At 70.3% G+C, this 25162-nt stretch carries 25 protein-coding genes; 12 read left to right on the top strand and 13 right to left on the bottom strand.

Annotation, left to right across the window (positions count from 1 at the left end):
• Positions 1–58 precede the first annotated feature (58 nt).
• Complete coding sequence (locus ACVHNB_RS21855; protein ID WP_428957034.1) at positions 59–304, top strand: hypothetical protein; 246 nt, start codon at positions 59–61, stop codon at positions 302–304.
• Between the two features lie 214 nt (positions 305–518).
• On the opposite strand, the gene ACVHNB_RS21850 is transcribed toward ACVHNB_RS21855, so the two are convergent.
• From ACVHNB_RS21850 to ACVHNB_RS21840, 3 genes are all read right to left on the bottom strand, one after another.
• Positions 519–1169 carry a fasciclin domain-containing protein gene (locus tag ACVHNB_RS21850; RefSeq protein ID WP_456225649.1) on the bottom strand — a complete coding sequence of 217 codons (651 nt, stop codon included), beginning with the start codon at positions 1167–1169 and terminating at the stop codon, positions 519–521.
• Positions 1170–1311: 142 nt separating this feature from the next.
• On the bottom strand, positions 1312–1800 hold the full coding sequence (locus tag ACVHNB_RS21845) for a DUF4383 domain-containing protein (protein ID WP_428957036.1): 489 nt from the start codon (positions 1798–1800) through the stop codon (positions 1312–1314).
• Between the two features lie 43 nt (positions 1801–1843).
• The gene (locus tag ACVHNB_RS21840; protein ID WP_428957037.1) at positions 1844–2245 is read right to left on the bottom strand and encodes a hypothetical protein; all 402 of its coding nucleotides are present in this window, start codon (positions 2243–2245) and stop codon (positions 1844–1846) included.
• A 921-nt stretch (positions 2246–3166) separates the two neighbouring features.
• Between ACVHNB_RS21840 and ACVHNB_RS21835 the strand changes: the two genes are divergently transcribed.
• A complete protein-coding gene (locus ACVHNB_RS21835; protein ID WP_428957038.1) occupies positions 3167–3454 on the top strand; it encodes a chaplin in 288 nt (95 codons plus the stop codon).
• A 145-nt stretch (positions 3455–3599) separates the two neighbouring features.
• Here ACVHNB_RS21835 and ACVHNB_RS21830 read toward each other — a convergent pair whose 3' ends face one another.
• Complete coding sequence (locus ACVHNB_RS21830; protein ID WP_428957039.1) at positions 3600–4166, bottom strand: helix-turn-helix domain-containing protein; 567 nt, start codon at positions 4164–4166, stop codon at positions 3600–3602.
• A 293-nt stretch (positions 4167–4459) separates the two neighbouring features.
• Between ACVHNB_RS21830 and ACVHNB_RS21825 the strand changes: the two genes are divergently transcribed.
• Entirely contained in the window at positions 4460–5356 is an 897-nt protein-coding gene (locus ACVHNB_RS21825; protein ID WP_456225648.1) for a LysR family transcriptional regulator, read from the top strand.
• Positions 5357–5403: 47 nt separating this feature from the next.
• On the opposite strand, the gene ACVHNB_RS21820 is transcribed toward ACVHNB_RS21825, so the two are convergent.
• Complete coding sequence (locus ACVHNB_RS21820) at positions 5404–6171, bottom strand: SDR family oxidoreductase (RefSeq protein ID WP_456225647.1); 768 nt, start codon at positions 6169–6171, stop codon at positions 5404–5406.
• Between the two features lie 391 nt (positions 6172–6562).
• Between ACVHNB_RS21820 and ACVHNB_RS21815 the strand changes: the two genes are divergently transcribed.
• Positions 6563–6766, top strand: a complete 204-nt coding sequence (locus ACVHNB_RS21815) for a hypothetical protein (RefSeq protein ID WP_456225646.1) — start codon at positions 6563–6565, stop codon at positions 6764–6766.
• A 117-nt stretch (positions 6767–6883) separates the two neighbouring features.
• Here ACVHNB_RS21815 and secD read toward each other — a convergent pair whose 3' ends face one another.
• Both secD and ACVHNB_RS21805 read right to left on the bottom strand, forming a co-directional pair.
• Positions 6884–9220 (bottom strand): protein translocase subunit SecD, encoded by a 2337-nt coding sequence (gene secD, locus ACVHNB_RS21810; RefSeq protein ID WP_456225645.1) that lies wholly within the window; start codon positions 9218–9220, stop codon positions 6884–6886.
• Between the two features lie 91 nt (positions 9221–9311).
• A complete protein-coding gene (locus ACVHNB_RS21805; RefSeq protein ID WP_428957043.1) occupies positions 9312–9722 on the bottom strand; it encodes a hypothetical protein in 411 nt (136 codons plus the stop codon).
• Between the two features lie 256 nt (positions 9723–9978).
• On the opposite strand from ACVHNB_RS21805, the gene ACVHNB_RS21800 reads away from it, so the two are divergent.
• Positions 9979–10548, top strand: a complete 570-nt coding sequence (locus tag ACVHNB_RS21800) for a hypothetical protein (RefSeq protein WP_456225644.1) — start codon at positions 9979–9981, stop codon at positions 10546–10548.
• A gap of 77 nt (positions 10549–10625) precedes the next feature.
• Here the strand turns inward: ACVHNB_RS21800 and ACVHNB_RS21795 are convergent, their stop codons facing one another.
• Together ACVHNB_RS21795 and ACVHNB_RS21790 are read right to left on the bottom strand one after the other, a co-directional pair.
• Positions 10626–10931: an SHOCT domain-containing protein gene (locus ACVHNB_RS21795; RefSeq protein ID WP_428957045.1), complete on the bottom strand. Its 306-nt coding sequence runs from the start codon at positions 10929–10931 to the stop codon at positions 10626–10628.
• A gap of 41 nt (positions 10932–10972) precedes the next feature.
• A complete protein-coding gene (locus ACVHNB_RS21790; protein WP_428957046.1) occupies positions 10973–11392 on the bottom strand; it encodes a DUF6325 family protein in 420 nt (139 codons plus the stop codon).
• 318 nt (positions 11393–11710) lie between these two features.
• Between ACVHNB_RS21790 and ACVHNB_RS21785 the strand changes: the two genes are divergently transcribed.
• The 4 genes from ACVHNB_RS21785 (at position 11711) to ACVHNB_RS21770 (ending at position 14707) form a co-directional block, all read left to right on the top strand.
• Positions 11711–12247: a 2'-5' RNA ligase family protein gene (locus tag ACVHNB_RS21785; RefSeq protein ID WP_456225643.1), complete on the top strand. Its 537-nt coding sequence runs from the start codon at positions 11711–11713 to the stop codon at positions 12245–12247.
• Between the two features lie 287 nt (positions 12248–12534).
• Positions 12535–12738, top strand: coding sequence for a hypothetical protein (locus ACVHNB_RS21780; protein ID WP_456225642.1), 204 nt, complete (start codon positions 12535–12537; stop codon positions 12736–12738).
• Between the two features lie 227 nt (positions 12739–12965).
• Positions 12966–13877 carry a hypothetical protein gene (locus tag ACVHNB_RS21775; RefSeq protein ID WP_456225641.1) on the top strand — a complete coding sequence of 304 codons (912 nt, stop codon included), beginning with the start codon at positions 12966–12968 and terminating at the stop codon, positions 13875–13877.
• Between the two features lie 155 nt (positions 13878–14032).
• Positions 14033–14707: a hypothetical protein gene (locus tag ACVHNB_RS21770; RefSeq protein WP_456225640.1), complete on the top strand. Its 675-nt coding sequence runs from the start codon at positions 14033–14035 to the stop codon at positions 14705–14707.
• 179 nt (positions 14708–14886) lie between these two features.
• Here ACVHNB_RS21770 and ACVHNB_RS21765 read toward each other — a convergent pair whose 3' ends face one another.
• Together ACVHNB_RS21765 and ACVHNB_RS21760 are read right to left on the bottom strand one after the other, a co-directional pair.
• Entirely contained in the window at positions 14887–16584 is a 1698-nt protein-coding gene (locus tag ACVHNB_RS21765) for a methyltransferase (RefSeq protein ID WP_456225639.1), read from the bottom strand.
• Positions 16585–16625: 41 nt separating this feature from the next.
• Positions 16626–17837 carry a 4-hydroxybenzoate 3-monooxygenase gene (locus ACVHNB_RS21760; protein ID WP_428957052.1) on the bottom strand — a complete coding sequence of 404 codons (1212 nt, stop codon included), beginning with the start codon at positions 17835–17837 and terminating at the stop codon, positions 16626–16628.
• A gap of 910 nt (positions 17838–18747) precedes the next feature.
• On the opposite strand from ACVHNB_RS21760, the gene ACVHNB_RS21755 reads away from it, so the two are divergent.
• From ACVHNB_RS21755 to ACVHNB_RS21745, 3 genes are all read left to right on the top strand, one after another.
• Positions 18748–20859 (top strand): glycoside hydrolase family 3 N-terminal domain-containing protein, encoded by a 2112-nt coding sequence (locus tag ACVHNB_RS21755; RefSeq protein WP_456228923.1) that lies wholly within the window; start codon positions 18748–18750, stop codon positions 20857–20859.
• A gap of 141 nt (positions 20860–21000) precedes the next feature.
• Positions 21001–21678, top strand: coding sequence for an HAD family hydrolase (locus ACVHNB_RS21750; RefSeq protein WP_456225638.1), 678 nt, complete (start codon positions 21001–21003; stop codon positions 21676–21678).
• Positions 21679–21755: 77 nt separating this feature from the next.
• Complete coding sequence (locus ACVHNB_RS21745) at positions 21756–22586, top strand: phosphotransferase enzyme family protein (protein ID WP_456225637.1); 831 nt, start codon at positions 21756–21758, stop codon at positions 22584–22586.
• Between the two features lie 92 nt (positions 22587–22678).
• Here ACVHNB_RS21745 and ACVHNB_RS21740 read toward each other — a convergent pair whose 3' ends face one another.
• Together ACVHNB_RS21740 and ACVHNB_RS21735 are read right to left on the bottom strand one after the other, a co-directional pair.
• A complete protein-coding gene (locus tag ACVHNB_RS21740) occupies positions 22679–23719 on the bottom strand; it encodes a YdcF family protein (RefSeq protein ID WP_456225636.1) in 1041 nt (346 codons plus the stop codon).
• A gap of 115 nt (positions 23720–23834) precedes the next feature.
• Positions 23835–25136 (bottom strand): sugar ABC transporter substrate-binding protein, encoded by a 1302-nt coding sequence (locus ACVHNB_RS21735; RefSeq protein WP_428957056.1) that lies wholly within the window; start codon positions 25134–25136, stop codon positions 23835–23837.
• Between the last annotated feature and the right edge of the window lie 26 nt (positions 25137–25162).

The raw sequence follows: 25162 nt of genomic DNA, 5'->3' as shown, positions 1-25162 counted from the left end.
GCAGGGGCGGGCCCCCTAGCGTCGAAGACGTTGATGTTCCAGGACAAGGGAGTCCCTCATGCGCACGATTCTTGCCAAGAGTGCCGCTGTTGCCGTGCTGAGCTGCGCCGTGGCCCTGCCGCTGGCGGGCGCCGCACAGGCGGCCACGCCCGCGCACCCGGCCACCACCGCGTCCGTCCAGAGCCTGCCGTCCGATGACGGTCCGGGCTGGCACCACCACCACGGCGGGCACTGGAACCACGACCACTACTACGGCGGCGGCATCGGTCTGGGTCTCGGGCTCGGCCTGGGTGTGGGCCTGTAGCGGTCACGCCGCAACGTCGCACCGACTCCTCGGCGTCCGTCAGCGCGTTCCGCGCCGGCGGGCGCTGAGGCATGACGGCGGGCGGTCCGTGCCGCGCCGGTCTCCGCTCATGAACAGCCGGATTCCGCTCAGGAACAAAGGCCGGGCGGGTCGTGAGGTGTACGACGCGATACACCTCACGACCCGCCCGGCCGTCCTGTGCCGTGGTGCGGTGTCAGCTCTTGGGCATGAGGACGGTGTCGATGATGTAGACGTTGGCGTTGGCGGTCTTGACGTTGCCGCAGACGACGTTGGCGGTGTCGTTGACCTTGTAGTTCTCGCCGGAGCCGGCGGTGGTGAGCTTGGACTTCTCGAGGGTGTCGAAGGAGCCGTTGTCGAGGTCCTTGGGGGCGAGCTTCTGGCCGACGACGTGGTAGGTCAGGATCTTGGTGAGCTGGGCCTTGTCGTTGAGGACCTTGTCGAGGTCGGCCTTGGGGATCTTGGCGAAGGCGTCGTTGGTGGGCGCGAAGACGGTGATGTTCTTGGCGTTGTTCAGGGTGTCGACGAGGCCGGCCTTCTTCACCGCGGTGACGAGGGTCGACAGCGCCGGGTTGTTGGACGCGGCGGTGGCGACGGGGTCCTTGGCCATGCCGTCGAAGGAGCCCGCGCCGTCCTTGGGCACGGAGGAACACGCGGGGCCGAAGGGCTCGCTCATCGCGTTCGTGTCGTCGGAGGGGCTGGCCATGTCGGAGCCCTTGGAGGCGGCCGAGGACGCGGTGTCGGAGGCCTTGTCCTTGGAGTCGCTGTCGGAGCAGGCGGTCAGGGCCAGCGGCAGCATGGCGGCAGCAGCGACAACAACGGCGATACGACGGACTCGACTCTGCATGGCATTCCCTCAACGATCGGACCAGTGAAGGCCGTCTGCCTTCATCGCCGGGAATCCGGAACGGTCGGGCCACCGGATTGGTCCCTCATTCCAACGAGTGAAATGAGGGCCCTGTGTTGCCGGTCGCCGTGATCGCCGGTCGTCACTCGTGCCGGGAACGCCAGTAAGGGTTGTCGTGGGGGAGGCCTCCGCTGACGCGTCCGTACATGCCGCCGGTCATCAGCAGCAGTCCGACGGCAAAACTGAACAAAACGTTCTGCATGCGGAAGTTGAGGAAGTTGTAGTCGCTGTCCAGCGCGAAGAGGCTGGCGAAGCCGGCCAGGAGGAAGGCGATGCCGAGCACCATGTTCACGGTCGACGCGGTGTTGCCGCCGCGCACGGCGGCGGCCAGCAGCACGGCTCCCACCACGACGGACAGGACACTCAGCGCGCCGTTGGTGTTCAGCCCCAGAGCCGTGTCGGCGCCGGTGTCGAAGAAGCCGATGCGGTGGACGAGCCCCAGGATCCCGAAGACCAGCAGAAAGACGCCCATGACGCCGGCGCTGATCCGGTAGATCCGGCTGAGGCGATGGTCGACCGGGAGATGGTCGTCCAACTGCACATGTCGTGGACGCGCATGGATCGTGGCCATGGCTCTGCCTCCTTCGCCCCCCTCGGCGTGGTGAGCGATACGGTCAGCAGCTGGGCGGCTGCCACGAAGTGGGATGCACATGGGCGGCACTGATCCAGCCGTGCGCATCGTTGTCGAAGTACCAGGTCGACGTCCCGTTCACGTGCTCGCCGCTCGTCTGGCAGAACAGCCGGATGTGCGCTCCTGAAGGCAGACTCGAGGTCGCCTCGGCGTGTGTCGTCGGGGCGTCACGGACGTACACCTCGGACCATGCGGTGACCACGGCCGGGACGGCGTGGTCGTGGCCCGTGCTCTCGTGCCGCGGCGCGCTGTGCCTCCAGCCGTCACCCCAGGAATCAGGGGTTCGGTCCGATGCCTGGGCGCTGCCGACGGCCGTTCCTGAGAGAGCGCACACGCCGGTCAGGGCCGCTGCACAGATCCCGGCGCGCACTGTCGCGTGTGACATGGCCGGTTCCCTTCGTCGTCCCGCCCCCGCCGTCCCTGCACCCCGGACGGATCGTGTCGATGCCACAACAGGAGAGCTGTGTCCCTCACCGGGAATCCGATGCCGCTCGCGGTAAGGATTGGCCAAATGCGGAAGAAACTTCTCCAAGCTGCAAATAGGGTCTTAAAACGCTTGCCCGGCGTTGCTCGCGCCTTAGGGCGACCCGCGTCCTCAGCGATGGAGATGGATACGTGCGAGGGAGTGAGAGCGAGCGCGGTGACCAAGCCGTGCCGGGAAGGGCGCCGGATTACGGGCGAGGAATCCGTCCAGGGAAAGTGGCTCCCTTCGGCTGGAGCCTGTGATGCCGCCTGCGTCACAGCGTGGCCGGGCGCCCGGAGGAGAGCCCGTCGAGATGTAGGGGGAGAGACCGTGAAACCACATCACGCACTGCGGGTCGCGGCGGGCTGGGTGGCGTGCCGGCGCAGGGCGAGGAAACAGGTCGACGCAGGCAGTTCTTCCGGCGCGACAGGTGTACGGGGTGGTGACCGGGGTGCCGAGTGCCGTCCGGCCGCAGAGGTGGACCTCAGCGGTCAGGTGCAGGAGGAACCGTCCGCGGCCCTGCGGGAAGCGGTGCTCGCCGCCATCCGTGATGTACCCCAGGCGCGCCCGCGCGGACCCGGATGCGGGTAGGGCGTCATCGCCACTGCCGAGGGCCGCGGCGACAGGGCGGCGTACACCACCTCGACGCGCCACCGGCAGAGGGAAGTGCCGTGCTGCGCAACCAGAGGCATGGACGCGCATGTGCGAGACCTGGCCCAGACGGGTGAATACGGGCGAAGCCACCAATCCGTACCCCGTCCCAGTGCGGATTCCGCCCGAGGGGCGATCGGCTCCTCGCACCGTCCGACGTGGCGGTGCTGTTCGAGCAATGAGGAAGACTCCATGTCTCGTGTACTGAAGAGCGCAGCGGTTCTGGTCGCGGTCGGCGGCGCGGTCATCGCCGGTGCGGGTGCCGCGTCGGCCGACAGCGGTGCGCAGGGCTCCGCGGTGGGTTCGCCGGGGGTCCTGTCGGGCAACGTCGTCCAGGTGCCGGTGCACGTTCCGGTCAACGTCTGCGGCAACACGGTCAGCGTGATCGGTCTGCTGAACCCCGCGTTCGGCAACACCTGCGCCAACGGCTCGGGTGACAACTGGGGCGGGGAGCACGGTGGTTGGGGCATGTGGAAGTAACGTCCCGCGCGTGCCGCCGGGAGCAGATCCACTGACGGTTCCGGGATGAGTGGCGGGCCGGGTCTGGTGCCGCCTGTTGGGGCGGGCGGCACCAGACCCGGCCTTTCTGTGCCGGGCGGGTGCGGCCCGCCCGGTGAACCTGCTGTCACGGATGAGGCAGCGGCGTCGTCAGCATCAGGTGGGTGAACACGCTCCATGCGCCTGCCGACGCCGCCAGGATCCAGAAGCGTCTGCGTCGCGCCGGTGAGACGGGGTCGGGTGGGCCGCCGACGGGCAGCGCGGCTGCCGGCGTCGGCAGTGACCGGAGCGTCGGCACGACGAGCTGGGCGATCGTCGTCTCCGCGGCAGGCGGTGATGCCGGTGCCGGGAGGGACTCCGTGATCGGGGTGGCCGGTGCGGGGGTGCGCTCGGTCCGGGGCCGGGGTGGCTGGACGGCTCCCTCTTCGGGTGCCGCGGTGGTCAGCGCGTGTGCGAGACCGTTGAGGAAGGCGGCGTAGGCGGCCCGGCGAAGCCCGGTCGGACTGGTGCGACCGCTCTCCCAGGAACGCACCGTTGCGGGTGTCACGCCGAACGCCGTCGCGACCTGCTGCGGTGACAGGTTCCAGGATCGGCACAGGCGGGCTCGTTCCGCGGGCGAGGGCAGAGTGACCTGACCGTCCCGGCGCGTGGGGCGGGACGGCATCGGGGGAACGGACGTGGTGGTTGTCGTCATGACCGTATGACAACCGGCAGTGGTGTCACGTGATCGCACGAGACGAATGTTCCCCCGTATGCACCAACGTCCGGTATCCGGGCTGTTCTCGTCAGACGTAGTGCCACCACCACAGGTCGGAGGCCAGACTCCGGTCGCCCAGCGCGCAGTAGGCCGACTGCTCCCGAGCATGGATCGGCTCCCGCCGTGTGCACGGGAATCTCCGCTGATGGAACTGAGTTACCTGCTATTGCGACGAATGCAACGATGGCGACGGTGGACCGCGGTGCACCGCAAGGAGGGCACGGGAGCCGATGAGTCTTCGCCAGTTCGAGTACGCCTTGGCCGTCGCCGAGGAGGGCTCGGTGACCGCGGCGGCGGAGCGCCTGCGTGTCGCCCAGCCGTCGGTGTCCCAGCAGATCCGTGGCCTGGAGCGGGAGCTCGGCGTGGAACTGTTCGCCCGCACGCCGACCGGTCTGGTGCCCACCGTGGTCGGAAGGGCGTTTCTGCGGGAGGCGGAGGTCGCGGTGACCGCGTCGCGCCGGGCGAGGGCGACGGCGCGGGCCGGTGCCGATGAGCTGGTCGGCGAACTGGTGGTCGCCGTGCAGATGGGCTTCGGCACGCGGCAGCTGCCGGGTGCGCTGCGCGCGCTGCGCCGCCGCTACCCGCGCGTGGAGGTCACCGTCTTCGAGGAGCCGAGCTCCGCGGAGCTGGAGCGGCTGTGCCGCCGGGGTGTGCTGGACCTCGCGCTGATGGCGGCGTGCGAGCGGAGCCCCGCCGACGCCCACCACCTCGGCGAGGAGGAGTTCGTCGTGGTGCTGGGTCCCGGGCACCGGCAACTCGAAGCCGAACAGGTCGAGTTGCGTGAGCTGGAGGGGGAGCCGTGGGTGAGGTTCGACCGTGACAGCGCACTCGACGGCGTATTGACGAACGTGCTGCGGGACAGCGATCGGGCCCCCGTCACGGGCGCCCGCGTGTCGCAGACGGCGACGGCCGTGCGCTGGGCCGCTCACGGCCTCGGCGTGACGCTCGTCCCGGCCTCCGCGGTGCCCGAGGGCCACGACCACCTCGCGCGACCTGTGTTCCCGGTCGTGTCCCAGCCCGTCCTCGCCGTGCTCCGGCCCGGCGCGGGCCCGGCGGAAACGGCTCTGCTCGAATTCCTGCGCAAAGAATCCTGGTCCGATTCCGCCTCCTTCTCACCGGTTTCCTGACGGCCGGTGAGAAGGAGGCGGCGCTGAGTTCTTCTCGTCGAACGGTGTCAGCCCCTGGGGAATTCGCCGCCGTCCACGAAGAGATTGCTCCCGGTCAGCCAGCTCGCCCGGTCGGACACGAGGAACAGCACCGCATGGGCGATGTCGTCGGGCTGACCGTCGCGCCCCAGCGGGGTGGCGTTGTCCGGGCCCGGCCCCGCGGTCACGCGCGCCCACTGCTCCCGCGTCGCCTCGCCGCCGGGGGTGGTGACCCTGCCGGGACTCACGGTGTTCACCCGGATTCCGGACGGGGCCAGCTCCGCGGCCAGCCCCCGGCTGTAGTTCTCCAGTGCCGCCTTCGCCGCCGTGTAGTGCAGGAACGGTCCTACCGGGGTGAGGACCGCGGCCGACGAGACGTGCACGATCATCCCCGAACGCCGTTCCCGCATCCCCGGGACCAACAGCGCGTCCAGCCGTACCGACGCCAGGAAGTTCAGGTCCAGCATGTCCTGCCACTCCTCGTCGGGAATCGCCGCGGAGTCTTTGAACGGCTGCGCCCCGCCCGCGTTGTGGACCAGGATGTCCACCCCGCCGAGCGTCTCCTGCGCGGCCGCGGCGAGCGCTTCCGCTCCGGCCCGGGTCCGCACGTCGGCCTTCACGAAGGTGGCGCCCTCCGGTGCCGTGCTCGTCGCCGACCTGGCCGTCGTGAGCACCTGCGCGCCCGCGTCAAGGAGTTGGCGGACGACGGCCGCGCCGATGCCGCGTGTGCCACCCGTGACCAGGGCTCGCTTTCCCGCGAGTTCTCGCGTTCCCGATCCGTTCTCGATCGTGGTCATGTCGCCTGCCCTCTCGATGGCCTGATATCCCGCTCGACGGAAAAGGAATCGACGTGCCCAGAGCGCGAATGTCCGGAGAAATCGCGGAGGGCGCCCCGTCGAGCGGTTTCACCGTAGGTCCGGAAAAGAATGCGAGGCAAAGACGAAATATCAGTAGGGGATATAGGGGATCCCTATACAGCAGCGGGTGGGCGAGGCCGAACAGGATGAGAGTGCCGTCCACCTCCAGCGCCGTCCCGCCGCCGGTCACGCGTGGCGGCCGGGCATCATGGGAGACATGACCGCACCGAGCAACGACTGGATCAGCATCGCGGCGTACGAGAACCTGCCGGGCCGCCCCGCGCCGATGGCCGCCGCCCGCGGTTGACTGCGGGACCGCGGCATCGACTGGATGCCCTTCGGCGCTGACGAGATCCGATGGGATCTGGCCTGCGGCATCGGCCCCGACGGCCACTGGCACGGCTGGTTCGACGTGCAGGTCCGCGCCATCGCGCTACGACGGCTCGGGCTGCACCCCGACCAGCCCACCACCACGGTCACCGGCCCCTCTCCACCCGGCTGGTGGCATGCCGCCGCAGAGCGCAACGCGCGCTAGCGTTTCGAAAGATGCCTTACGAGACAGCCCTCGTACCCGACAGAGCACCTCCACATACGAGGGCTGACGTGCCCGGCCGGTCCGTCGGTCCGGCCGGGCCGCAGGAGTCCGCGGCGCCTATACGACGGCGCCGGTGTCCTCCCGCTGCGCGCGACGCGCCTCAAGTGGACTGCGGGCCCGGCCACTTCGGCCTGAACCGCCACCGTCCCCGCGGCGACGCACCGGTGCGGGCCTGCGCCGCTCCAGCGTCACGGCCATCGGGACGGCGGTGAACACGGTCGAGGCCATCCCGACCACCACGCCCGCGATGAGCGCCAGCGAGAAGTCGGCGAGCGAGTCGCCGCCGAGGACGGCGAGCGCGGCGAGGACGAACAAGGCGCCCATCCCGGTGTTCACGGTGCGGGGCAGCGTCTGGACGACGGCCTTGTCGGCGGTCCGCTCCAGATCCGTGCGCGGATCACGGCGACGCGCTTCGCGTACGCGGTCGAAGACGACGACGGTGTCGTTGACGGAGTACCCGATGACTGTGAGCAGCGCGGCGAGGAAGACGCTGTCGACGGGCTTGGCGAGCCAGGCGAACAGGCCGATCACGAGCAGCACGTCATGAACCATGGCGGACACCGCGGCGGCCGCGAACGTCCACCGGAACCGCACGCTCAGATAGACGAGTTGGGCGAGGACGGCGATCCCGAGAGCGATGAGCGCCTTCACGCGCAGCTCGTCACCCAGGCTCGGGCCGATCAACTCGTCCCGCTCGACGGTCACCGTGCCGCCCGCCGCCTGCGCCAACGCGTCCTTGATCACGTGCTGTTCGGCGTCGCCGAGCTCCCCCGCGCGTACGGAGATGTCGCCGTCGCCCGACTCCTGCACCACCGCGCGCGGGAACCCGGCATCCGCCACGGCCTTGCGGGCGGTGTCGACATCGACAGGCTTGCCGGTGCTGTACTCCATCATGCGGCCGCCCGTGAACTCGACACCGAAGTCGAGTCCGCGGACGACGATCCCGGCGACGGCCACGGCCACCAGAAGGCCGCTGACGCCGAGCCAGCGACGCCGGTGCCGCACGATCTGCGGATCGCGGCGCGACAGCCAGGACCGCACCCGTCCGCTGGAGGCGATGCCGGTCAGCAGCGGCCGGTCGCGGACGAAGCGGCGGCGCACCGCGAAGTCGGCGAGGACACGCGTGATGACGAGCGCCGACACCATGGACGCGACGACCCCGACGGACAACGTCACACCGAAACCCTGCACCGGGCCGGTGGCGAGGAAGAACAGCAGCCCGGCGGCGAGCAGCGTGGTGACGTTCGAGTCGATGACCGCGCTCCACGCCTTGCCGAACCCGCGCGCGACCGGCTTGTCCAACGCTTTGGTACGGGCGCCCAGAAACTCTTCGCGGGCACGCTCGAAGACCAGCACGTTCGCGTCGACCGCCATGCCGATGGCGAGTACGAAACCGGCCAGGCCGGGGAGCGTGAGGGTCGCGCCGAGGGCGACCAGAGCCGCGTACGAGATGAGTCCGTACAGCCCGAGCGCGATCGTCGCGAGAGCGCCGAGCAGGCGGTACACGGCGACGATGAACAGCGCGGTGAGCGCGAGGCCGATGAGCGCGGCCTGGGCGGACGCCTTGATCGCGTCGGCGCCCAGCGTCGGGCCCACCGTCCGCTGCTCCACGACGTCCACCGGGACCGGGAGCGCCCCGCCCTTGACGAGGGCGGCCAGATCACGGGCCTCCTCATGGGAGAAGCCGCCGGTGATACGGGTGTCGCCGCCGGTGATGCCGGTCCTGCACGGCACGCCGGGGTCGATGCTCGGCGCGGAGAGGACCTTGTTGTCGAGGACGATCGCCACGCGCCGCTCGGGCGAACCCTGTGGGGCGCAGGCGGCGGTACCGGTGATCCCGGCCCAGTCGCCGGCCGCGTCCTTGCGGAAGTTCAGGTCGACGGTCCAGCCCGCCATGCCCTGCTGGTCGAAGGCGGCGTTCGCGTCCTTGACGCCGTCGCCGCCGAGTGCGGTCGGGCCGAGCTGGAGGTAGGCGCCCTCGGCGTCCGGATCGGCGAGCGTACGTGAACCGTCGGCATCGGCGGCGTCCTTCGGCGCCCGGTCGGTGACTCCGGTGACCGGGTGGACGGTCAACCGGGCAGTACGACCGATCACTTCGGCCGCCTCGCGCGGGTCCTGGACACCGGGCAGCTCGACGATGATGCGCCGGTCCCCGGAGCGGGACAGGCTCGGCTCGGACACGCCGAGCGCGTCGACCCGCTGGCGCAGCACCTCCAGCGCGCGGTCGGTGGACGCGGAGTCGGCCTCGGTCCTGGTGTCCGGCGAGTCCCGGGTCTCCAGGACGATCTGGGTGCCGCCGCGCAGATCGAGGCCGAGACGCGCGGACTGGGTGAGGGCGATGGCGAGCGAGGCGGAGATCACCGCGAGGGCGATCAGCGCACGCCACAAGGGCATGCGGGATTTCGTACGGGACATGTGACTGCTCCACGGCAGGACGAAAGGAGAGCGCCCTGGCCGCGTGCGGGTGAAACGAGGCGCGGGCCGGTCAGGCGCTGATGACGAGGGATGCGGTGCGCGGAGCGTGCGGCGGTGCACGCGGCTCGGCCGTACCCGCGTCGTCCTGACCGGTGTGTCCGGCGACGGCGTCCGCGGCTGCCGGGCCGCCGAGCGCGGCGAGCGGCGCCCGGTCGTTCTCGACCGCAGTGAGCGGCCCCGTGTGGTGGTGCGGCGCGGTCTCCTGCTGGACCCAGCGCCCGGCGTGCGCGGCGAGAACGGCGTGTGCGGCCGGGTGTCCGGCGGTGTGCCGGCCCCAATCGGCGGACGGGGCCGGCACGGTGGGCCGCTGGGCCTGTGCCACGTGCGGCGCCGCCGGGACGAAGAACGTGAACAGCGACAGCAGCGCCGCGGCCGCGAGCACGGCCACCCGCGAGGACGCGGGCGCGGGGCGCTGCGGCACGGGTACCTCCCTGTTCGCGTGGACCGACCCGGACCGGCTGCGTCGCGTTCGGGCTCGACTTGCTGAAGTCGTTACGCCAACAGGCTAAGCGGGCAGGGCGACAAAGGCCCGAGGACGGTCGATCCCGGCCGACCGGTGGTCGACCCGGCGCGCGTCTGACGCTCCGCGCTCCGGGCCGGGTAAACGTAGGGGCTGAGCACCAGTTGTCGAACTCCAGCCGTCCGTCTCCAGTCGTCCGTCTCCAGTGGGGAAATCCGTGAACAGCACCGACGCACCTTGTGATCCGGCCGCCGTCGACTGGGAGGCGCTGCGCGGGCGCCGTGTGGTGCTCGACAACTCTGGGGCGAGCGAGGAGGACGAGCGTCCGGGCGGCGACGCCGCGCGCCAGGGCGTCGTGAGCGAGGTCCGCGTGGCCGGCGATGACGGAACGGTCGAGCTGACCTTGACCCGCTACGACGGCCGCACCCTGGTGGTGCGCCCGGTCGGCCGGTTCATCGTGACCGACGACGACACCGGCACCGTGCTGTACGCCCCTGCCGCGCCGACGAAGCGACGGATCCCGAGGGACTTCGTCGAAGCCGTCCGGCACGTCGCGCCCGAGCGCGCCGAGGACCTGGAGCGGATGGGGGCCGCCGACCTCGTCGACGAACTCCCCGCACACGTGGCACAGGCACTGGTCGAGATCGCGGCGCAGGTGGAATGGGAGTGCACCCGCGAACGCGATCTCCTTGAGGATCCCGCTTCACCGGCCGCCCGTTACGCCGAGGCGGCGCGCTCCGTCGTACGGGCCTGGGCAGTGGACGCGGGTACGGAGCCGACTGGTTGACGACTGTCCCGGGCCCGTCCGGCCAGGGGCGGGAGGTACCACGAAGGGAACTCGGCCGGTTCGCGGACGCGGAGAACTCAGGTACCGAGAATGCGTTGCTTCGCGGCGGTGAACTCCTCTTCGGACAACAGCCCGTCGGCGTGCAGCCGGCCGAGCCGTTCCAGCGACGACAGCGCCTGATCGTCCAGCGCTCCACCGGAAGGCGGGGGAGCGGCGGCCGCCTGGCCCTGCTGGGAGGTCGCTTCCTTCGCCGCGGCGCGCTCCTGCTGGCGGGCGGCCACCCGCCCGCTGACCGCGGTCGCCGTACCCGCGACGACCGCGGTACGCGCGGCTGCTCCGATGAGTCCCGGTCGTCCGGTGCGTGACAGGCGTCGGCCGATCATCACGGCCTCCTTCGGCGGTGGGTGGGTTTGGGTGGGTTCCTTCAGACGATGAACTGCAGGTCTGCTTCCGTCACCGAGTCCGGCACGCGTTCGTGTGCGGTGACGGTGGCCCCGGCACGGCGGATGGCGTCCGCGGTGCGGGCGACCCAGATGTTCTCCCAGACCAGTACGGCTGCCGTGGTGCCCGCGGAGATCTCTTCGGAGATCAGTTCCAGGTCCTCGTCGCTGAGCAGCCCGGTCACATCGCCGTCGAGGTCGGCCAGCGTCGCGGCCACCTCGGGGTGGGCTGCTGACAACTCGTGCAGCTCGATCGTGCCGTCAGGGTCGCGTCGAACGAAGGCCAGGTCGACGATGCGGGCGGCCCCCGTCGAAGCGAGCCTCTTGAGTTCCTCCGCGACGCCGTGGGGGAGTTGAGCGCCCGGATACTCGATGACCATGTAGTCCAGGGGGCCGATGTCCATGTCGACCGACTCCTTCGTATAGGACGTTCGGTGGGCGGCGCGGGGCCTGCCGTGGCCCGGTCGCGTCGCGCGGCATGGCCGACGGGGCGGCGCCCCGAAACGGGCCGGTGCTCCGAAACCGACCGACGACGCATGCCCTCCGCTGTCTTGCTGCCGGGCGTCTTCGTCCCCACCGTACGCTCGCGGCGCCGTCATGGGAGAGGGCCGAAAGGGCCGATTCGAGGGAGGAACGCGGACGCGGAGGGCCGTGTCGGGCACCCGCTCTGGCGGCGACGTCACGACGGCTTTCGGCGGCGCGGCCCAACTCCTCTCCATGGCATGCTGCCTGTGAAAAAGGAGGGGTGGATGGTCCAGTTGGGGACGACTGCCGTGTTGGCGACGATGCCGGACGCCGAACCGCTGCTGAAGCTCGCCGCCGAGGTGGATGCGCGGGCCGTGCGGCCGGGGGTGCCGGCGCATGCCGCGCTGCTCTACCCGTGGCTGCCCGTCGACCGGCTCGGCGAGACGGAACTGGACCGATTGCGCGCCGCGCTGCCGGTCGGCCGGGTTTCGATCCGGCTGGCCGCGGTCGAGCAGGCCGGCGGTTTCGTCGGTATCCCGGTGCCTGAACTGCGGGGCCTGGCCGACGCCGTTCGCACGGCCTTCCCGGAGCAGGTCCCGTACGGCGGTCGGTTCGGCCAGGATCCGCCGGTGCACGTGACCGTCGCCCTGGACACCGATCCCGGTGCCGCCGCCGACATCGCCCGACTCACCCGCGCCCGGCTGCCGATCACCACAGAGATCTCCTCCCTGCACGCCGTCGCCCTCACTCCCCACGGTTGGGAGAGCCTCGCCGAACTGCCGCTGATTCCCTAGCCGGGCTCCGACGAGCCGCTGGGCCCGGCGAAGTCCGGTATCCGCCGCGGACAACCGCCGGACAACCACGTGGCCGTTGTGCTGCCGGACGGCGCGAGCAGCGTACGGTGCCGGGTACGCGACCTGAGCTGCGTCGGCGAGGACGAGTACGGCGTCGGCTGGGCCGCGCCTGTGCCCACGCGGACCGCTCCGGCCGGGAACACCGTGGTGGCGGCGCCGGCGACGGCTCCGCAGGCTTCGGCCACGACCCTTCACCTCTTGCCGTACGTCACGGTGACATCGTCCGCATGGTCGTGGACAGCGAAGCGGACGCGAGCCCGTGGATCGAGACGTCATCGGACGAACTCCGCCGCTTGCTGACCGCGGCGGAGAACAACCTCTCCGATTTCAGGCAACTGGCCGCGCGGCGGACCGCCCGGCACCTGCCGGTTCACGCGGAACCCCTCACGGTGGCCATCTCCCGTGCTGTGACGTTGCTGCCCGAGAAGTAGGCGACGCCTGATGCCCGGCCAGGCGTGTTGATGCGGCCTCCGACCGATGCGGCGGCCACGCCCCGCACGCCGGTCACGATTCGCCAACGACAGGGAGCGGGAGACAGCGCGGTCCGAACGCGTGCCAGGGCTGCCGCGTCACAGGTGCGGCGACGAGAGAACTTCAGGCGTCGCCGCACGAACGCCAGGACGCCAGCCACTCCCGCCGTCGGCCCACAGGGGAACTCATGCGCAGGACGACCACGCACACCGCCAAGCTGCTGCTCGCCACATCGGCGCTGCTCGCCACGGCGGGTGTCACAGTCACCGGCTGCGGCAGCACGCAGCCCGGCGGCAACCCCTCCAAGAACCCACAAACTCGTGCGCGCCAGGTCGCCGACGCCTGGAACGGCTCCGACGCCGCCGCGCAATGGCGCCATGGCTACTACCCCATGGGCGACGTGACCCAGCTCCCTGAGGGCGGCCCGCGCGACGAAGCCGACGAGTGGGCCTACGACACCGGCAACTTCGACCTGGTCGGAGACCTTCCCGCCACCCCGTCGCCCCCGAAGCGCGGCCAGGTGACATGGCAGAACGACGTCTCCCTCGCCCTACCGCTGCTCAGCGCCCGGCAGACGTACCGGCAACTGGACCGCAACAGCAGCCCACGACGGCACCTCACCGTCACGGGAGCCGTGCTGGGCATGATGCCGGTGCCCACCAGCCACGGCACGGCAACGGTCCCGGCCTGGCTCTTCACGGTGAAGGGCTACGACACACCGCTCGAACGGGCCGCCGTCGCCCCCTCGAAACTCCCCGCCGCGCCGATCGCACCGGCCGACGACTGGCCCACCGACGTGCTGGCGCCGCTCGACGGCCTGACCTCAGTGGCCGACGACGGCCGCAGCCTCACCGTGATGGCCACCCACGGGGCCTGCGACGACGGACCTGCCGTGGAGGCGCTGCAGACGACGGACAGCGTGGTGCTCGCCGCCTCGACCGTCGGAGCCGACGACGGGAACTGCACCAGCAATCTGTTGATCAAGAAGATCACCGTGAAGCTCGATGACCCGGTCGGCGAGCGGATCATTCTGGACGCATCAACGGGAAGCCCGGTCCCCTTCAGCGACAGGCCGAAGACGTCACCGACGTGGGGCTGAAGCACCCCTTGAGTCACCTTGCGAATTGACGGCGAGGGCCGCTAACGCTCTTGCTTTCGATGGAGTGCCGTTACAGAACATCCATATTTCGTATGTTTTCGGCGTCTAACTTCGAGATGTACCTACTCGAAGCAGTTCGCAGAAAGGTCGAGGACATGACGAACTCGCGAGTCATCCGTACGACGCTCACCGCCGCAGTGCTGGGTCTGGGCGCCGTGACCGCACTGGCCTCGACGGCCGGAGCCGCGACTCAGCCGGTCGGGCCCTCCGCCGCGTCCACCGCTCCCGGCGCGGGGAGCCAGGACATCCACCTCAGTGACGGCAGCGTCGCCCACGTCACCGACCTGGGCCACGGCCAGTGGCAGGCATGGGTCACCCACCACGGCACCCGCATCGCCGACCTGGACCCGACGCATTCCAGCAGCCGAGTGCACGGCTACACCTACGAGTTGAACCAGGCCAACGGATTCGTCGGCGTCACCGAGCCCTCCGGCTGGCACAGCGAGTCGGACCAGCCCCGCCCTGACCACGACCGGCACCAGCAGGACATCCGCCGTCACCAGGGCACCCCGGACCACAAGAACCAGGCCCACCGCCAGCAGCACAAGAAGCACTCGGGCGGGCAGGCCATCGGCACCACGCGTGACGTGAAACTGCCCGGCGGCGCGATCGCCCACATCACACACGTGCGCACGGGTCAGTGGCAGGCATGGATCACCCTCAAGGGCGTACGCATCGCCGACCTGTACAACGGCCACACCTCGGCGCACACCCACGGACACACCTACACGCTCAACGTCCACACCGGCACGGTCACCGCACACAAGTAGCGCTCGCCGAAGGCCCGCCGGCGCCTTGCGCCCTGTCGACGACCCCCGCGCTCACTCCCTCCGCGCGGGGGTCGTCGACAGAGTCGGGAGGCCCCTCGGCCGCGCTCATGAAGCGGACGAGAGGCCGGGCCCAAAGGGCGGTGATGCCGTAGAGGGAGAGGCGGCTTCCGGAGGCTGCCCTACAAGCGACCGGAGTGCGACGGATCGGTTCTGCGGGCGTGCAGGACGCGGCCGTCCAGGGGGAGCGGTGCGTGGCCGACGAGGGTCAGGCCCGCGTCGGAGAGGAGCTGGGCGTAGTGGTCGGCGGTGCGTTCGCGGCCGCCCACGTTGCAGCGCATGTGCAGGTCCCAGGCGGTCGCCAGGGACGGGGAGTCGTCGGTGGGGAGCAGGCGCTCGACGATCAGGAGGTCGGCGTCGGCGGGCATGGCTTCGGCGCAGTGGCGCAGGATCTCGCGGCAGCGTGCGTCGTCCCAGTCGTGCAGGATCCGGGACAGGAGATAGACGTCCGCGCCGGAGGGTACGTCCGCGAAGTCGCGGGTCAGGAAGGTGCAGCGGGCAGCGTCGAGGCGCTGGCGTGCGGCCTCGATGACGTGCGGGCGTTCGATGAGGACGGCATCGAGGGTCGGGTGGGTGGCGAGGATGTGGGAGAGGAGCTCACCGTTGCCGCCGGCGATGTCGACGACCGTGGCGCCGTGTGCTCTGCGGGCTGCGGCGGCGAGCACCGGGTGTGCGGGGAGCGGCTCGAACATGCGCCTGCTCGCGGCCATGGACTGGTCGAAGAGCTCGGCGAGCCGGGTGTCACGGGCGAAGTGGTCGAAGTGGTTCGCGCCGAAGAGGTGCTCGAAGGCCACCTGCCCGGTGCGCACCGTGTGGGCGAGGGCGCCGAACGACTCGTAGAACGGGCCGCCGTACAGCAGAGCCAGCGGTCGCATCGAGCCGGGATCGCCCGCGCGCAGCTGTGCGCCCAGCGTGGTGAGCCGGAAGCTGCCGGGAGCCTCGGCGGTGACGACACCGAGGGCTGCGAGGTAGCGCAGCAGCACCGCCAAGCTGTCCGCATCGGCACCGACCGCGCTCGCCAACTCCCGTACATCCACAGCCTGTTCGGTGTCCAAGGCGTCGGGAATGCGCAGGTGTGCGAACGCGGTCAACGCCTGCGTGGTCCAAGCGCCGGTGAGCAAGCGCAGCATCGTTTCGGCTGGTTGACCTGTACGGAACTCGTCGAGATGCACGGCGAGTTGGTCCCGGTGATCCCCGGGCGCGTACAGCTCGATGCGCCGGTATTCGGCCTTGGCGGTGGCGGGCGCGGCGAAGTAGAACACCGTGCCGTTCTCGTGCGGGTTGTATCCGCCGCCGTCGGGCACCGCCCCGTAACGCGCGAACGACGCGCGCAGGCCGCGCAGCACCAGCGGATCCGGAGCCGACACCTCGAAGGCGACATGCGCCTCGTCGTGCCGGGCGCGCTCCAGGGCCGCGATCTCCTCCAGGTCGGAGCCCGGCGGCACGGTCAGTGCGAACACCTCGACCATGCGGAGCTGTCCGTCGTGGCCGTGCACGGCCGGGCGCAGGATGCCGACGTCGAGGTCGGCCGCGGCGCGGTGGTGGCGCAGCGCGAGGCGCTCGCGTACCACCACGCTCGGCTGCGGCGCCACGTCGGCGAGCAGACCGCACTCGGCCAACGTGGCGTCCAGCGCCTCCGGATGCGGAGGGAAGACGAGCAGCGCGGCGTGCGCGAAGCGGCATCGCTCCACCAGCGCGCGCAGTTCCGGGCCGTCGAGCCCGGGGAGCAGGAGCGGCAGGAGGGTCTCGCTGTCCTGCTCGGTGACGAAGTCGACCGTCGCGCGCAGGCGCGACGTGTCGTCCGACAACGCCGTGATCATGACGGGGTCGTCCTCATTCCGGTGTTCGGTGTGCGTGGATCTCATACGCCGACGTAGCGTTCGGCGAACCAGTCCTGCTGGCTGCGCGAGGTGCGCAGAGAGGTCATTCGGGCGCGCCGCAGGCGATTCTCGAACGGCGACTCGCTGTCCGCACCGGACGGGCTGTGCAGCAGCCCGATCATCCAGTGCGAGAACTCCTGGGCGGACCAGATGCGGGCGAGGCAGCGGGCCGAATAGGTATCGAGCCCGGTGGCGTCACCGCGGGTGAGGTCGTCGATGAGGGCCTGGGCGAGCAACTCGGCCTCCAGGACGGCCAGGTTGGCGCCCTTGGCGGCGGAGGGGCTGATCAGGCTCGCGGCGTCGCCGGCCAGGAACAGCGCGCCGTGGCGCAGCGGTTCGAGCACGTCCGACTCGAAGTCGACGGTGTCGCGCTGCACGATGCGGCCGCGGTGCAGCGGTCCGTACTCCTTGACGCGCATCCGCAGGTCCAGCTCGTCCCAGATCCGGTCCTCGGACCAGGCGTCGGCCGGGGTGCCGCGCTCGCACTGCAGGTAGTAGCGGGTGATGTCGGCGGTGCGGGCCATGTGTCCCGCGAACCCGCGCTCGTGCACGGCGTAGCCGACGGCGTCCAGGCTCGGCGGCGCCTCGGCGAGCAGCCCCAGCCAGGTCACCCGGTGGTCGCGCTGGAAGTGGCGGACCGTTCCGTCGGGCAGGGAGCGCCGCGCGGCCCCGTGCCGTCCGTCGCATCCGGCGACGTAACGCGCCCGGATCCGGGCCGGGCGGCCGTCCGCCGTCCGCACGCTCACCGACGGTGCGTCGCCGTCGGCGTCGTGCACGGCGACTGCCTCCGTCTCGCACAGGATGCGGCCGTCGGCTGCTAGGAAGTGCGTCAACAGATCGGTGACCAGCGCCTGTTGGGGGTACACGGTGTGCCGCTCGCCGAGTCCGAGACCGCTGTAGTCCAGCCGGAACCGCCCGTCGTCCGTACGGAACTCGCAGGTGTTGTGCGTCTGCCCGTGCCGGTGCAGGCCGTCCGAGAGTCCGTGCCGGTCCAGGATCCGCACGGTGTTGGCAGCCAGGAACCCGGCCCGTGCCCGGGTCTGGATATGGCTTCGGGTTGCCCGTTCCAGTACCAGGCAGTCGATGCCGTGTGCCTGGAGCAGGTTGGCGAGGACGAGTCCGGCCGGTCCGGCGCCGAGAATGACCACGTCAGCCGCCTCGTCGGCGGCAGGGAGATGTTGACCATCTGTCACGGACCGGAGTTTATGCACAGAAAATTCATGCCCTCTCCATAATTCACCTGAACGTACGCATGGCGAATTAAGTGGGGCGTAGCGCTTCGGAGTTGGGAGGCGTGAACGTGACGATCGCGCCGGCGGCGACAGTCGTAGCGCCCCCCCCTGATGGCGCGGCAGCGGGTGCCCGGGATCGGCCTCGGCGGCGCGGGCGTTCTGTTGGCCGGCGGGAACGCGCGGGGGTGTAGCGCATCCCGGCGGTGCGAACGCAACGTGTGCCGGCGGTGGTCCCGTTCTCGGTGGGGGGCGAGATGAGGTGTCACCAGGTGGCCGGATGGCGAGTGGTCGGTGAGGCAGCACCCAGTCGACCGGCTACTGCCCGGGCGTCGGCTCGTGGCAGGCCGTCGCGAACGCTCTGGACGCAATGCGTGCGGTGCGCGGGTGCCGGCCGGACCGGTGTGGTCAGGCTGTTTCGCATTCGGACGGGCCCGCGGCCTGCGCCTGGAGCGGCGTCCGACTTCTTGGCCCGGCGGTGCAACTGGTCGGCCGACGCGGATCCCCTGGCGGCTGCTGACCCCGTAAGGCTGCTACTGCCGTAAGCCTGAGTCCGGCCTCTGTTCGTCTATCGGTTGACGTCCTCCGCCCCCATCAGGCCGAAGCCTGTCGGCGTCGTCCCGCGCGACCGCTCCCTGGCCCGGTCGCGGTCGCGTCAGGCCCGATGCGCTGGTGGCTGACGCGGCGCCGGGGGAGTGGAGCGCTAGCGCCCCGGTACTTGTCCCCGCCCGATGAATGCGCATACATTCGTGCCGCGCAAGTACGTCGATCTTGCGCGCCGCGAGACGGTAACAGGCATAAAAGTCATTACGGGCATAGAGGTCACGACGTGCTGCGAGCGTACGAATCACAGGTCAAGGAACTGCTGGGCCGGATGACGGTCCAGGAGAAACTCGGGCAGCTGCAGCAGCTGACGTGGACCGGGGACACGGGGCCGGGCGGCGGCCAGACCGCCGAGACCGAGGCGGCGGCCCGTGCCGGACGCCTCGGGTCGGTGCTCAACATCCACGGCGCCCGGAACACCAACGCGCTCCAGCGGATCGCCGTGGAGGAGTCCCGGCTCGGCATTCCGCTGCTGTTCGGGCTCGACGTCATTCACGGCTTCTGGACCACGTTCCCCATCCCGCTCGCCCAGGCCGCGAGCTTCGACCCCGAGGTGTCCCGACGTGATGCCGAGGTGTCGGCCGCGGAGACCCGGGCCGCCGGGGTGCGCTGGACCTTCTCCCCGATGATGGACGTCACCCACGAACCGCGCTGGGGCCGCATCGCCGAGGGCTCGGGCGAGGACCCCTACCTCAACGCCGCCTTCGCGGTCGCCAAGGTCGAGGGCTACCAGGGCCCGGCCGACGGCAGCCGACTTGCCGCGGACGACCGGATCGCGGCCTGCGCCAAGCACTTCGTCGCCTACGGCGGCGCCGAGGGCGGCCGCGACTACAACACGGTCGACGTCTCCGAACAGCGGCTGCGCAACCACTACCTGCCGCCCTTCAAGGCCGCCGTCGACGCCGGAGTCGCCACGGTCATGGCCGCGTTCAACACGGTCAGCGGCGTCCCCGCGCACGGCAACGCCCACACCATGCGGACCGTCCTCAAGGACGAGTGGGACTTCGAGGGCTTCGTGGTCAGCGACTACACCGGCGTCGAGGAACTCATCGCCCACGGCTTCGCCGAGGACGGCGCCGACGCTGCCGCCCTCGCTCTCACCTCAGGCCTCGACATGGAGATGGTCTCCACCCACTTCGTCGACCACGGGGAGGCGCTGCTCGACGCCGGCCTGATCACGATCGAGCACGTCGACGAAGCGGTCGCCCGTATCCTCGCCCTCAAGCACGCCCTCGGGCTCTTCGCCGACCCGTACTCCGACGAGTCAGCCGAGACCACTGAACCGACCGCCGCCGCCCGTACGGCCGCCCGCGAGACCGCTGCCCGCTCCATGGTGCTCCTCAAGAACGAAGCGGCCGCCCTCCCGCTCGACCCGGCCACCGGCTCGGTCGCGGTCGTCGGCCCGTTCGCCGACTCCACCGATCTGCACGGGACGTGGGCCGGTCCGGGCAGCCACCGCTTCCCCTCCGTCAGCGTCCTGGACGCCGTGCGCGAGACGGCGCCCGCCGCCCGCGTCACCCATGCCGACGCGGACCCGGCGCGGGCGGCGGCCGCCGCCCGGGAAGCCGATGTCACCGTCGTGGTGGTCGGCGAGGACCCCGCGCTGAGCGGAGAAGCCGCCGTGCGCAGCGACATCGGTCTGCCCGCGGGCCAGGAGGAACTCATCGCCGCCGTCGCGGCCACCGGCACGCCGTACGTCGTGGTCCTGGTCAACGGCCGCCCGCTGGCCCTCGGAGACTGGCTGGACACCGCGCCCGCCGTCCTGGAGGCCTGGCACCCCGGCATCGAGGCCGGTCACGCGGTGGCGGACGTCCTCTTCGGCACGGTCAACCCGGGCGGCAAGCTGCCGGTCACCTTCCCCCGCGCCACCGGACAGATCCCGGTCTACTACAACCACGAGAGCACCGGCCGTCCCTACAACCCGGCACACCCCGACGAGAAGTACGTGTCCAGGTACCTGGACCTGGCCGAAGGGCCGCGCCTGCCCTTCGGCCACGGCCTCAGCTACACGACGTTCGCCACCTCGGACCCGGTGCTGAGCCGGGACGACATCACGCGAGCGGAGCTGGAACAGGGCGAGACGGTCGACGTCACCGTGACGGTCACCAATACCGGCGAGCGTGCGGGCGACGAGGTCGTTCAGGTCTACGTCCACGACGTGGCCGCGAGCATCGCGCAGCCGGTGCGCCGCCTGCGCGGCTTCGCACGGGTCACCCTGGAACCGGGCGCGAGCACCACCGTCGCCTTCCCCCTCGGCGCGGAGGACCTCGGGTTCTGGACCAACGACCCCGCCGGCACGTTCCTCGTGGAGCGGGGCCGCGTGGACGTCTACGCCGGAACGAGTTCGACGGCCGAGGCTCGCCGGACCCTGCGGGTGCTCTGAGCGGGACAGCTCAGAAGCGGCGCCGGTACACACATCCTCGTCCCGCCCGGCGAAGGCGCCGGGTGGGACAGGGGCGGTGCCCCTGCGGGGTTCGCCGCTTCGCACGCCGCACCGGTGGCAGAGGACTGCTTGACTGGGCCGATGCCGATAGACGCGATCGTGTTCGACTTCGACGGGCTGCTCATGGACACCGAGAGCACGCTCTTCGCATGCTGGCAGTACGAGTGGCGACAGTACGGCCTTGAACTGGACCCGGCCACGTTCTTCGCGGACCACGGCGGTGACGTCACCGCCGAGCGATACCGGCAGCTCGCCGCGGCCGTCGGCCCTCGGTTCGACCACGAGACCAGCCACACCCGTCGCCTGGCCCACCGCGACACGCTCCACCGCCAGTTGGGCCTTCGTGAGGGCATCGACGCCTGGCTCACCCAGGCCCGCGCCGCCGGTCTGCGATGCGCGGTGGCCAGCAGTTCTTCCGAAGAGTGGGTGACCGGCCTGCTGGCACAGGTCGATCGTCTCGACGCCTTCGCCGCCCTCGCCTTCGGCAACGAAGTGTCCTCTCCCAAGCCGGCGCCGGACGTCTACCGCCTCGTACTCGATCGCCTCGGGCTCGCCCCGGCGCAGGCGATCGCAGTCGAGGACACACCCCACGGCGTGGCCGCGGCCCGGGCCGCCGGTCTGTCCTGCATCGCCGTCCCGAACCCGTTCGCCGACCCCGCACACTTCACCGCGGCGGATCTCCTGCTCGTCAGCGCCGCCGATCTCCCCCTCCATGCCGCGGTCGAAACGCTCATGGGCACCGCGTCGAGTGCGACATAGTGGGCTGACCGGAGCCATCCGCGACGCTCGGCGGCCGGGCGGCGGGAGAAGCGAACTCAAGGAGGGGCCGGCAGACGATGCAGGCGCCAGAGATCACGCGTGCGGTAGCCGCGGCCACATCGATCGCCTCGTCTCTGGGCCTGACCGCCGACGACGCGATCGTTCTGCAAGCCTCGAACAAGCTCACTCTGCGTCTACTGCCGTGCGACGTCCTGGCCCGGGTGGCGCCGGCGACGAATCAGGTCGCACAGTTCGAAGTCGACCTTGCGCAACGGCTCGCCGAGTCCGGGTGCCCGGTGGCCGTCCTCGAGCCTCGAGTGGAACCACGTGTCCATGAGCGTGACGGCTTCGCGGTCACACTGTGGACCTACTACGAACCCGTGACACCCGGGGAGATCGCACCGGCCGACTACGCCCATGCGCTCGACCGACTGCATGCCGGCATGCGCGAACTCGACGTCCCGACGCCGCACTTCACGGATCGAGTCGAGCAGGCTCAGCACCTCGTGGCGCACCGCGACCGCACCCCGGCGCTCGCCGACGCGGACCGGGAACTGCTCGGCGACACACTACGAAGCCTGCGACGAGCGATCGGTGAGCGCGGCGGCGCCGAGCAACTGCTGCACGGCGAGCCGCACCCGGGCAACGTGCTCATCACGAAGAACGGACTGCTCTTCATCGACCTCGAGACATGTTGCCGTGGGCCCGTCGCGTTCGACCTCGCCCACGCGCCCGAAGAGGTCGGCGAGCACTGTCCGGGTGTCGACGAGGAGTTGCTGCGCGACTGCCGGATCCTCGTGCTGGCGATGATCACCACCTGGCGCTGGGACCGGGACGACCGATTCCCGAACGGGCGCCGGTACGGAGCAGAGTGGCTCGACCGGATCCGAGCACTCCTCGACCGCTGAGACCTGATTCTCGGCGGTTGATCGCGTAGCCAAGCGATCGAGGTCGGCCGCTGACGAGAGGACGCGTGAGGCGCGGTGGCGGCCCTTCCCGCTCACACCTCGAAGAGATCCGTGTGGCCCGTCGAGGGCCAGCCCAGCCACCAGATGAACAAGCCGCCCAACAGCAGGAGCAGGAACAGAGCGGCATTGGTGCGGCGGTAGGTCAGCAGAATGGCGACGAACTCGCGAATCATGGCGCTCGGCCAGAAGTACGAAGCCGTGGGAGCGCCCACGACATGACCCCGGACGCCCGAGCGACGGGCGGTCACCGCGGCGCGGAAGACGTGGTAGTTGTTCGTGACGATCACGCACCGGTACTCCGGATTCGCCTTCCGCATCAGGGCATTGCTGAACGTCAGGTTCTCCTCGGTGGTCGTCGAACGGTCCTCGCGCTCGATGAGATCGGCCGGGAAACCCTGCGCGATGAGATAGTCGGCCATCGCGTGTGACTCCGGCAGATGCTCGTCCGGCCCTTGCCCTCCCGAAGTGATGAGCACGGGCTGCCTGCCTCTCCGCGAGACCCTGGCATGCTCCTTCCTGGCCCGGTCGAGACGGCTGGCCAGCAGGGGCGGCACCGTGCGGCCGTCGATCAGGCCCGAGCCGAGGACCACCACGTAGTCGGCCCTGCGCCGGATGCGCAGCCGCTCGTAGAGCGTGGCGTAGAGGAGGAAGCACACGAAGAGGAAGGCGACGTGTCCGGCGAGCACGACGGCGGTCGCCGCCACGACGACCAGGGTGCGCGTGTGCAGGACCAGCGCGGTGACCAACAGGGCGAGCAGGGCGACCAGAGCGATGCCCGCGCCCAACGACAGCAGGTTCGCCGGGCTCCTGCCTTCCTTGCGCACCATGGTGATGCCGTTGGCCAGGAGGAACCAGGCCAGCGTGATGACGCCCAGAGCGGCGAGAACCAGCAGCGCGATCATCATGTCGTTGGCCAACTGCGGCCGCTCGGACATCAGTTGCAGAAACAGGGCAGCCGCGGCGAAGGCGAGGGTGAGCCCCAGAAGGACGGCGTTGCTGACTCTTCGGCGTTCACGCAGCATCCCGAAGCAGAGCGCGAGCAAGCACAGGACCGACGGGACATAGACGAGCATGCGCCCATGCTACTGAGGCGTGCGCAGGCCACGAGCCTGCGGTGTGACCGGCAGGAGACCCGGGCCCGGTGAGGCCGAACTGCCTTCACCGGGCCCGGGTCGGGCGTGTGTCGAATCAGCGCTTGATGAGAGCGGCGACGTCCTCGCCGGCCTGCTTCATCGCATCCTTCGGCTTCGACTTGCCGACCAGGACCGCCTGGACCTGCTTGGCGACGGCCTCCTCGATCTGGGCGTTCTGCGCGAACTGCCAGAACGGGCTGCCGGTCGCCGTCTTGGTGATCTTCTCGGTCCACTCGGTGGTGAAGGTGTCCTTGGCGACCTTCGGTTCGGCCAGGCCCGCGGTGGTGGACGGCGGCAGGGCACGCTCCGCGAAATACTCGGAGGTGGTCGCCCGGTCGGTGGTGGTGTGCAGCGCGAACTCGGTCGCCGCGTCCTGCCCCTTGCCCTTGACGATCGCGATGACGCCGCCCCACAGCAAGGCCTGGGGGGTGTCGCCGGAGCGCAGCACCGGACGCTCCATCGGCTGCATCGCGTCGGCCAGCGTCTTGTCCTTGGACTGGGCCGCGGTCACGCCCTTGCCGATGATGGCGTCGTCGTAGAAGGCGGCCTTGCCCTGCCCGAACAGGGCGCGCGCGTCGAAGCGGTCCACGTCCGCGGCGATCAGCTTCGCGTCGTGCAGCTTCTTGTACCAGGTGACCGCGTCGATCGAGGCATCGTCGCCGATGGTCACCTTCTCGCCGTCCAGGAGCTTGCAGCCGAACGTCTGCATCCACGGGAAGATGTCCTTGAGCTGCGCGACCTTGGTGGCCGCGGCGTAGGGCACGACACCGCCGCCGAGCCCCTTCAGCTCCCGCAGCGCGTCCTCGAACTCCTCGACAGTGGTCGGGTGCTTCTTGATGCCGGCCTTCTCCAGGAGCTTGGAGTTGGCGATCACGCCGATCGAGCCGGTGTTCCACGGGAGGCCGTACTGCTTGCCGTCGTACTTGCCGCTGTCCAGCGCCACGTCCGTGTATCCGGCCTTGGCGGCGACGGAGCCGAGATCCGCGAGCTTGCCCATCTGCGCCACCGCGGCGAGCCAGGCGATGTCGAGGTGTATCGCTCCGGTCGTCTCGCCGCCGCCGAGCTTGAGGGTCAGCTGGCTCAGATACTCGTTGTACGGGTACGAGACCGCGCGGATCTTGGAGTTCTCGGCCTTCTCCCACGCCGCGATGATCTTCTCGATCGAGGGCTTCGCGGCCTCCTCGTTGAGCGACCAGGAGGTGAAGTCGAAGTTCTTGGACTTCGTGTCGCCTCCGTTGGAGGAGGTGCTGGCGCCGGACGGTGCGCAGGCGCCCAGCACGCCGGCGCCGGCCACACCGAGCGCGCCGATGCCGAACATGCGCAGCGCGCCGCGCCGGCTGATGCCAGAGGTGGTCATGGTGTCTCCATCAGGGAGTGTGCGGA

Source organism: Streptomyces sp. YJ-C3, assembly GCF_053891275.1.
The sequence above is the reverse complement of the archived record's forward strand: the minus strand, read 5'-3'. Positions and strand labels throughout refer to the sequence as shown.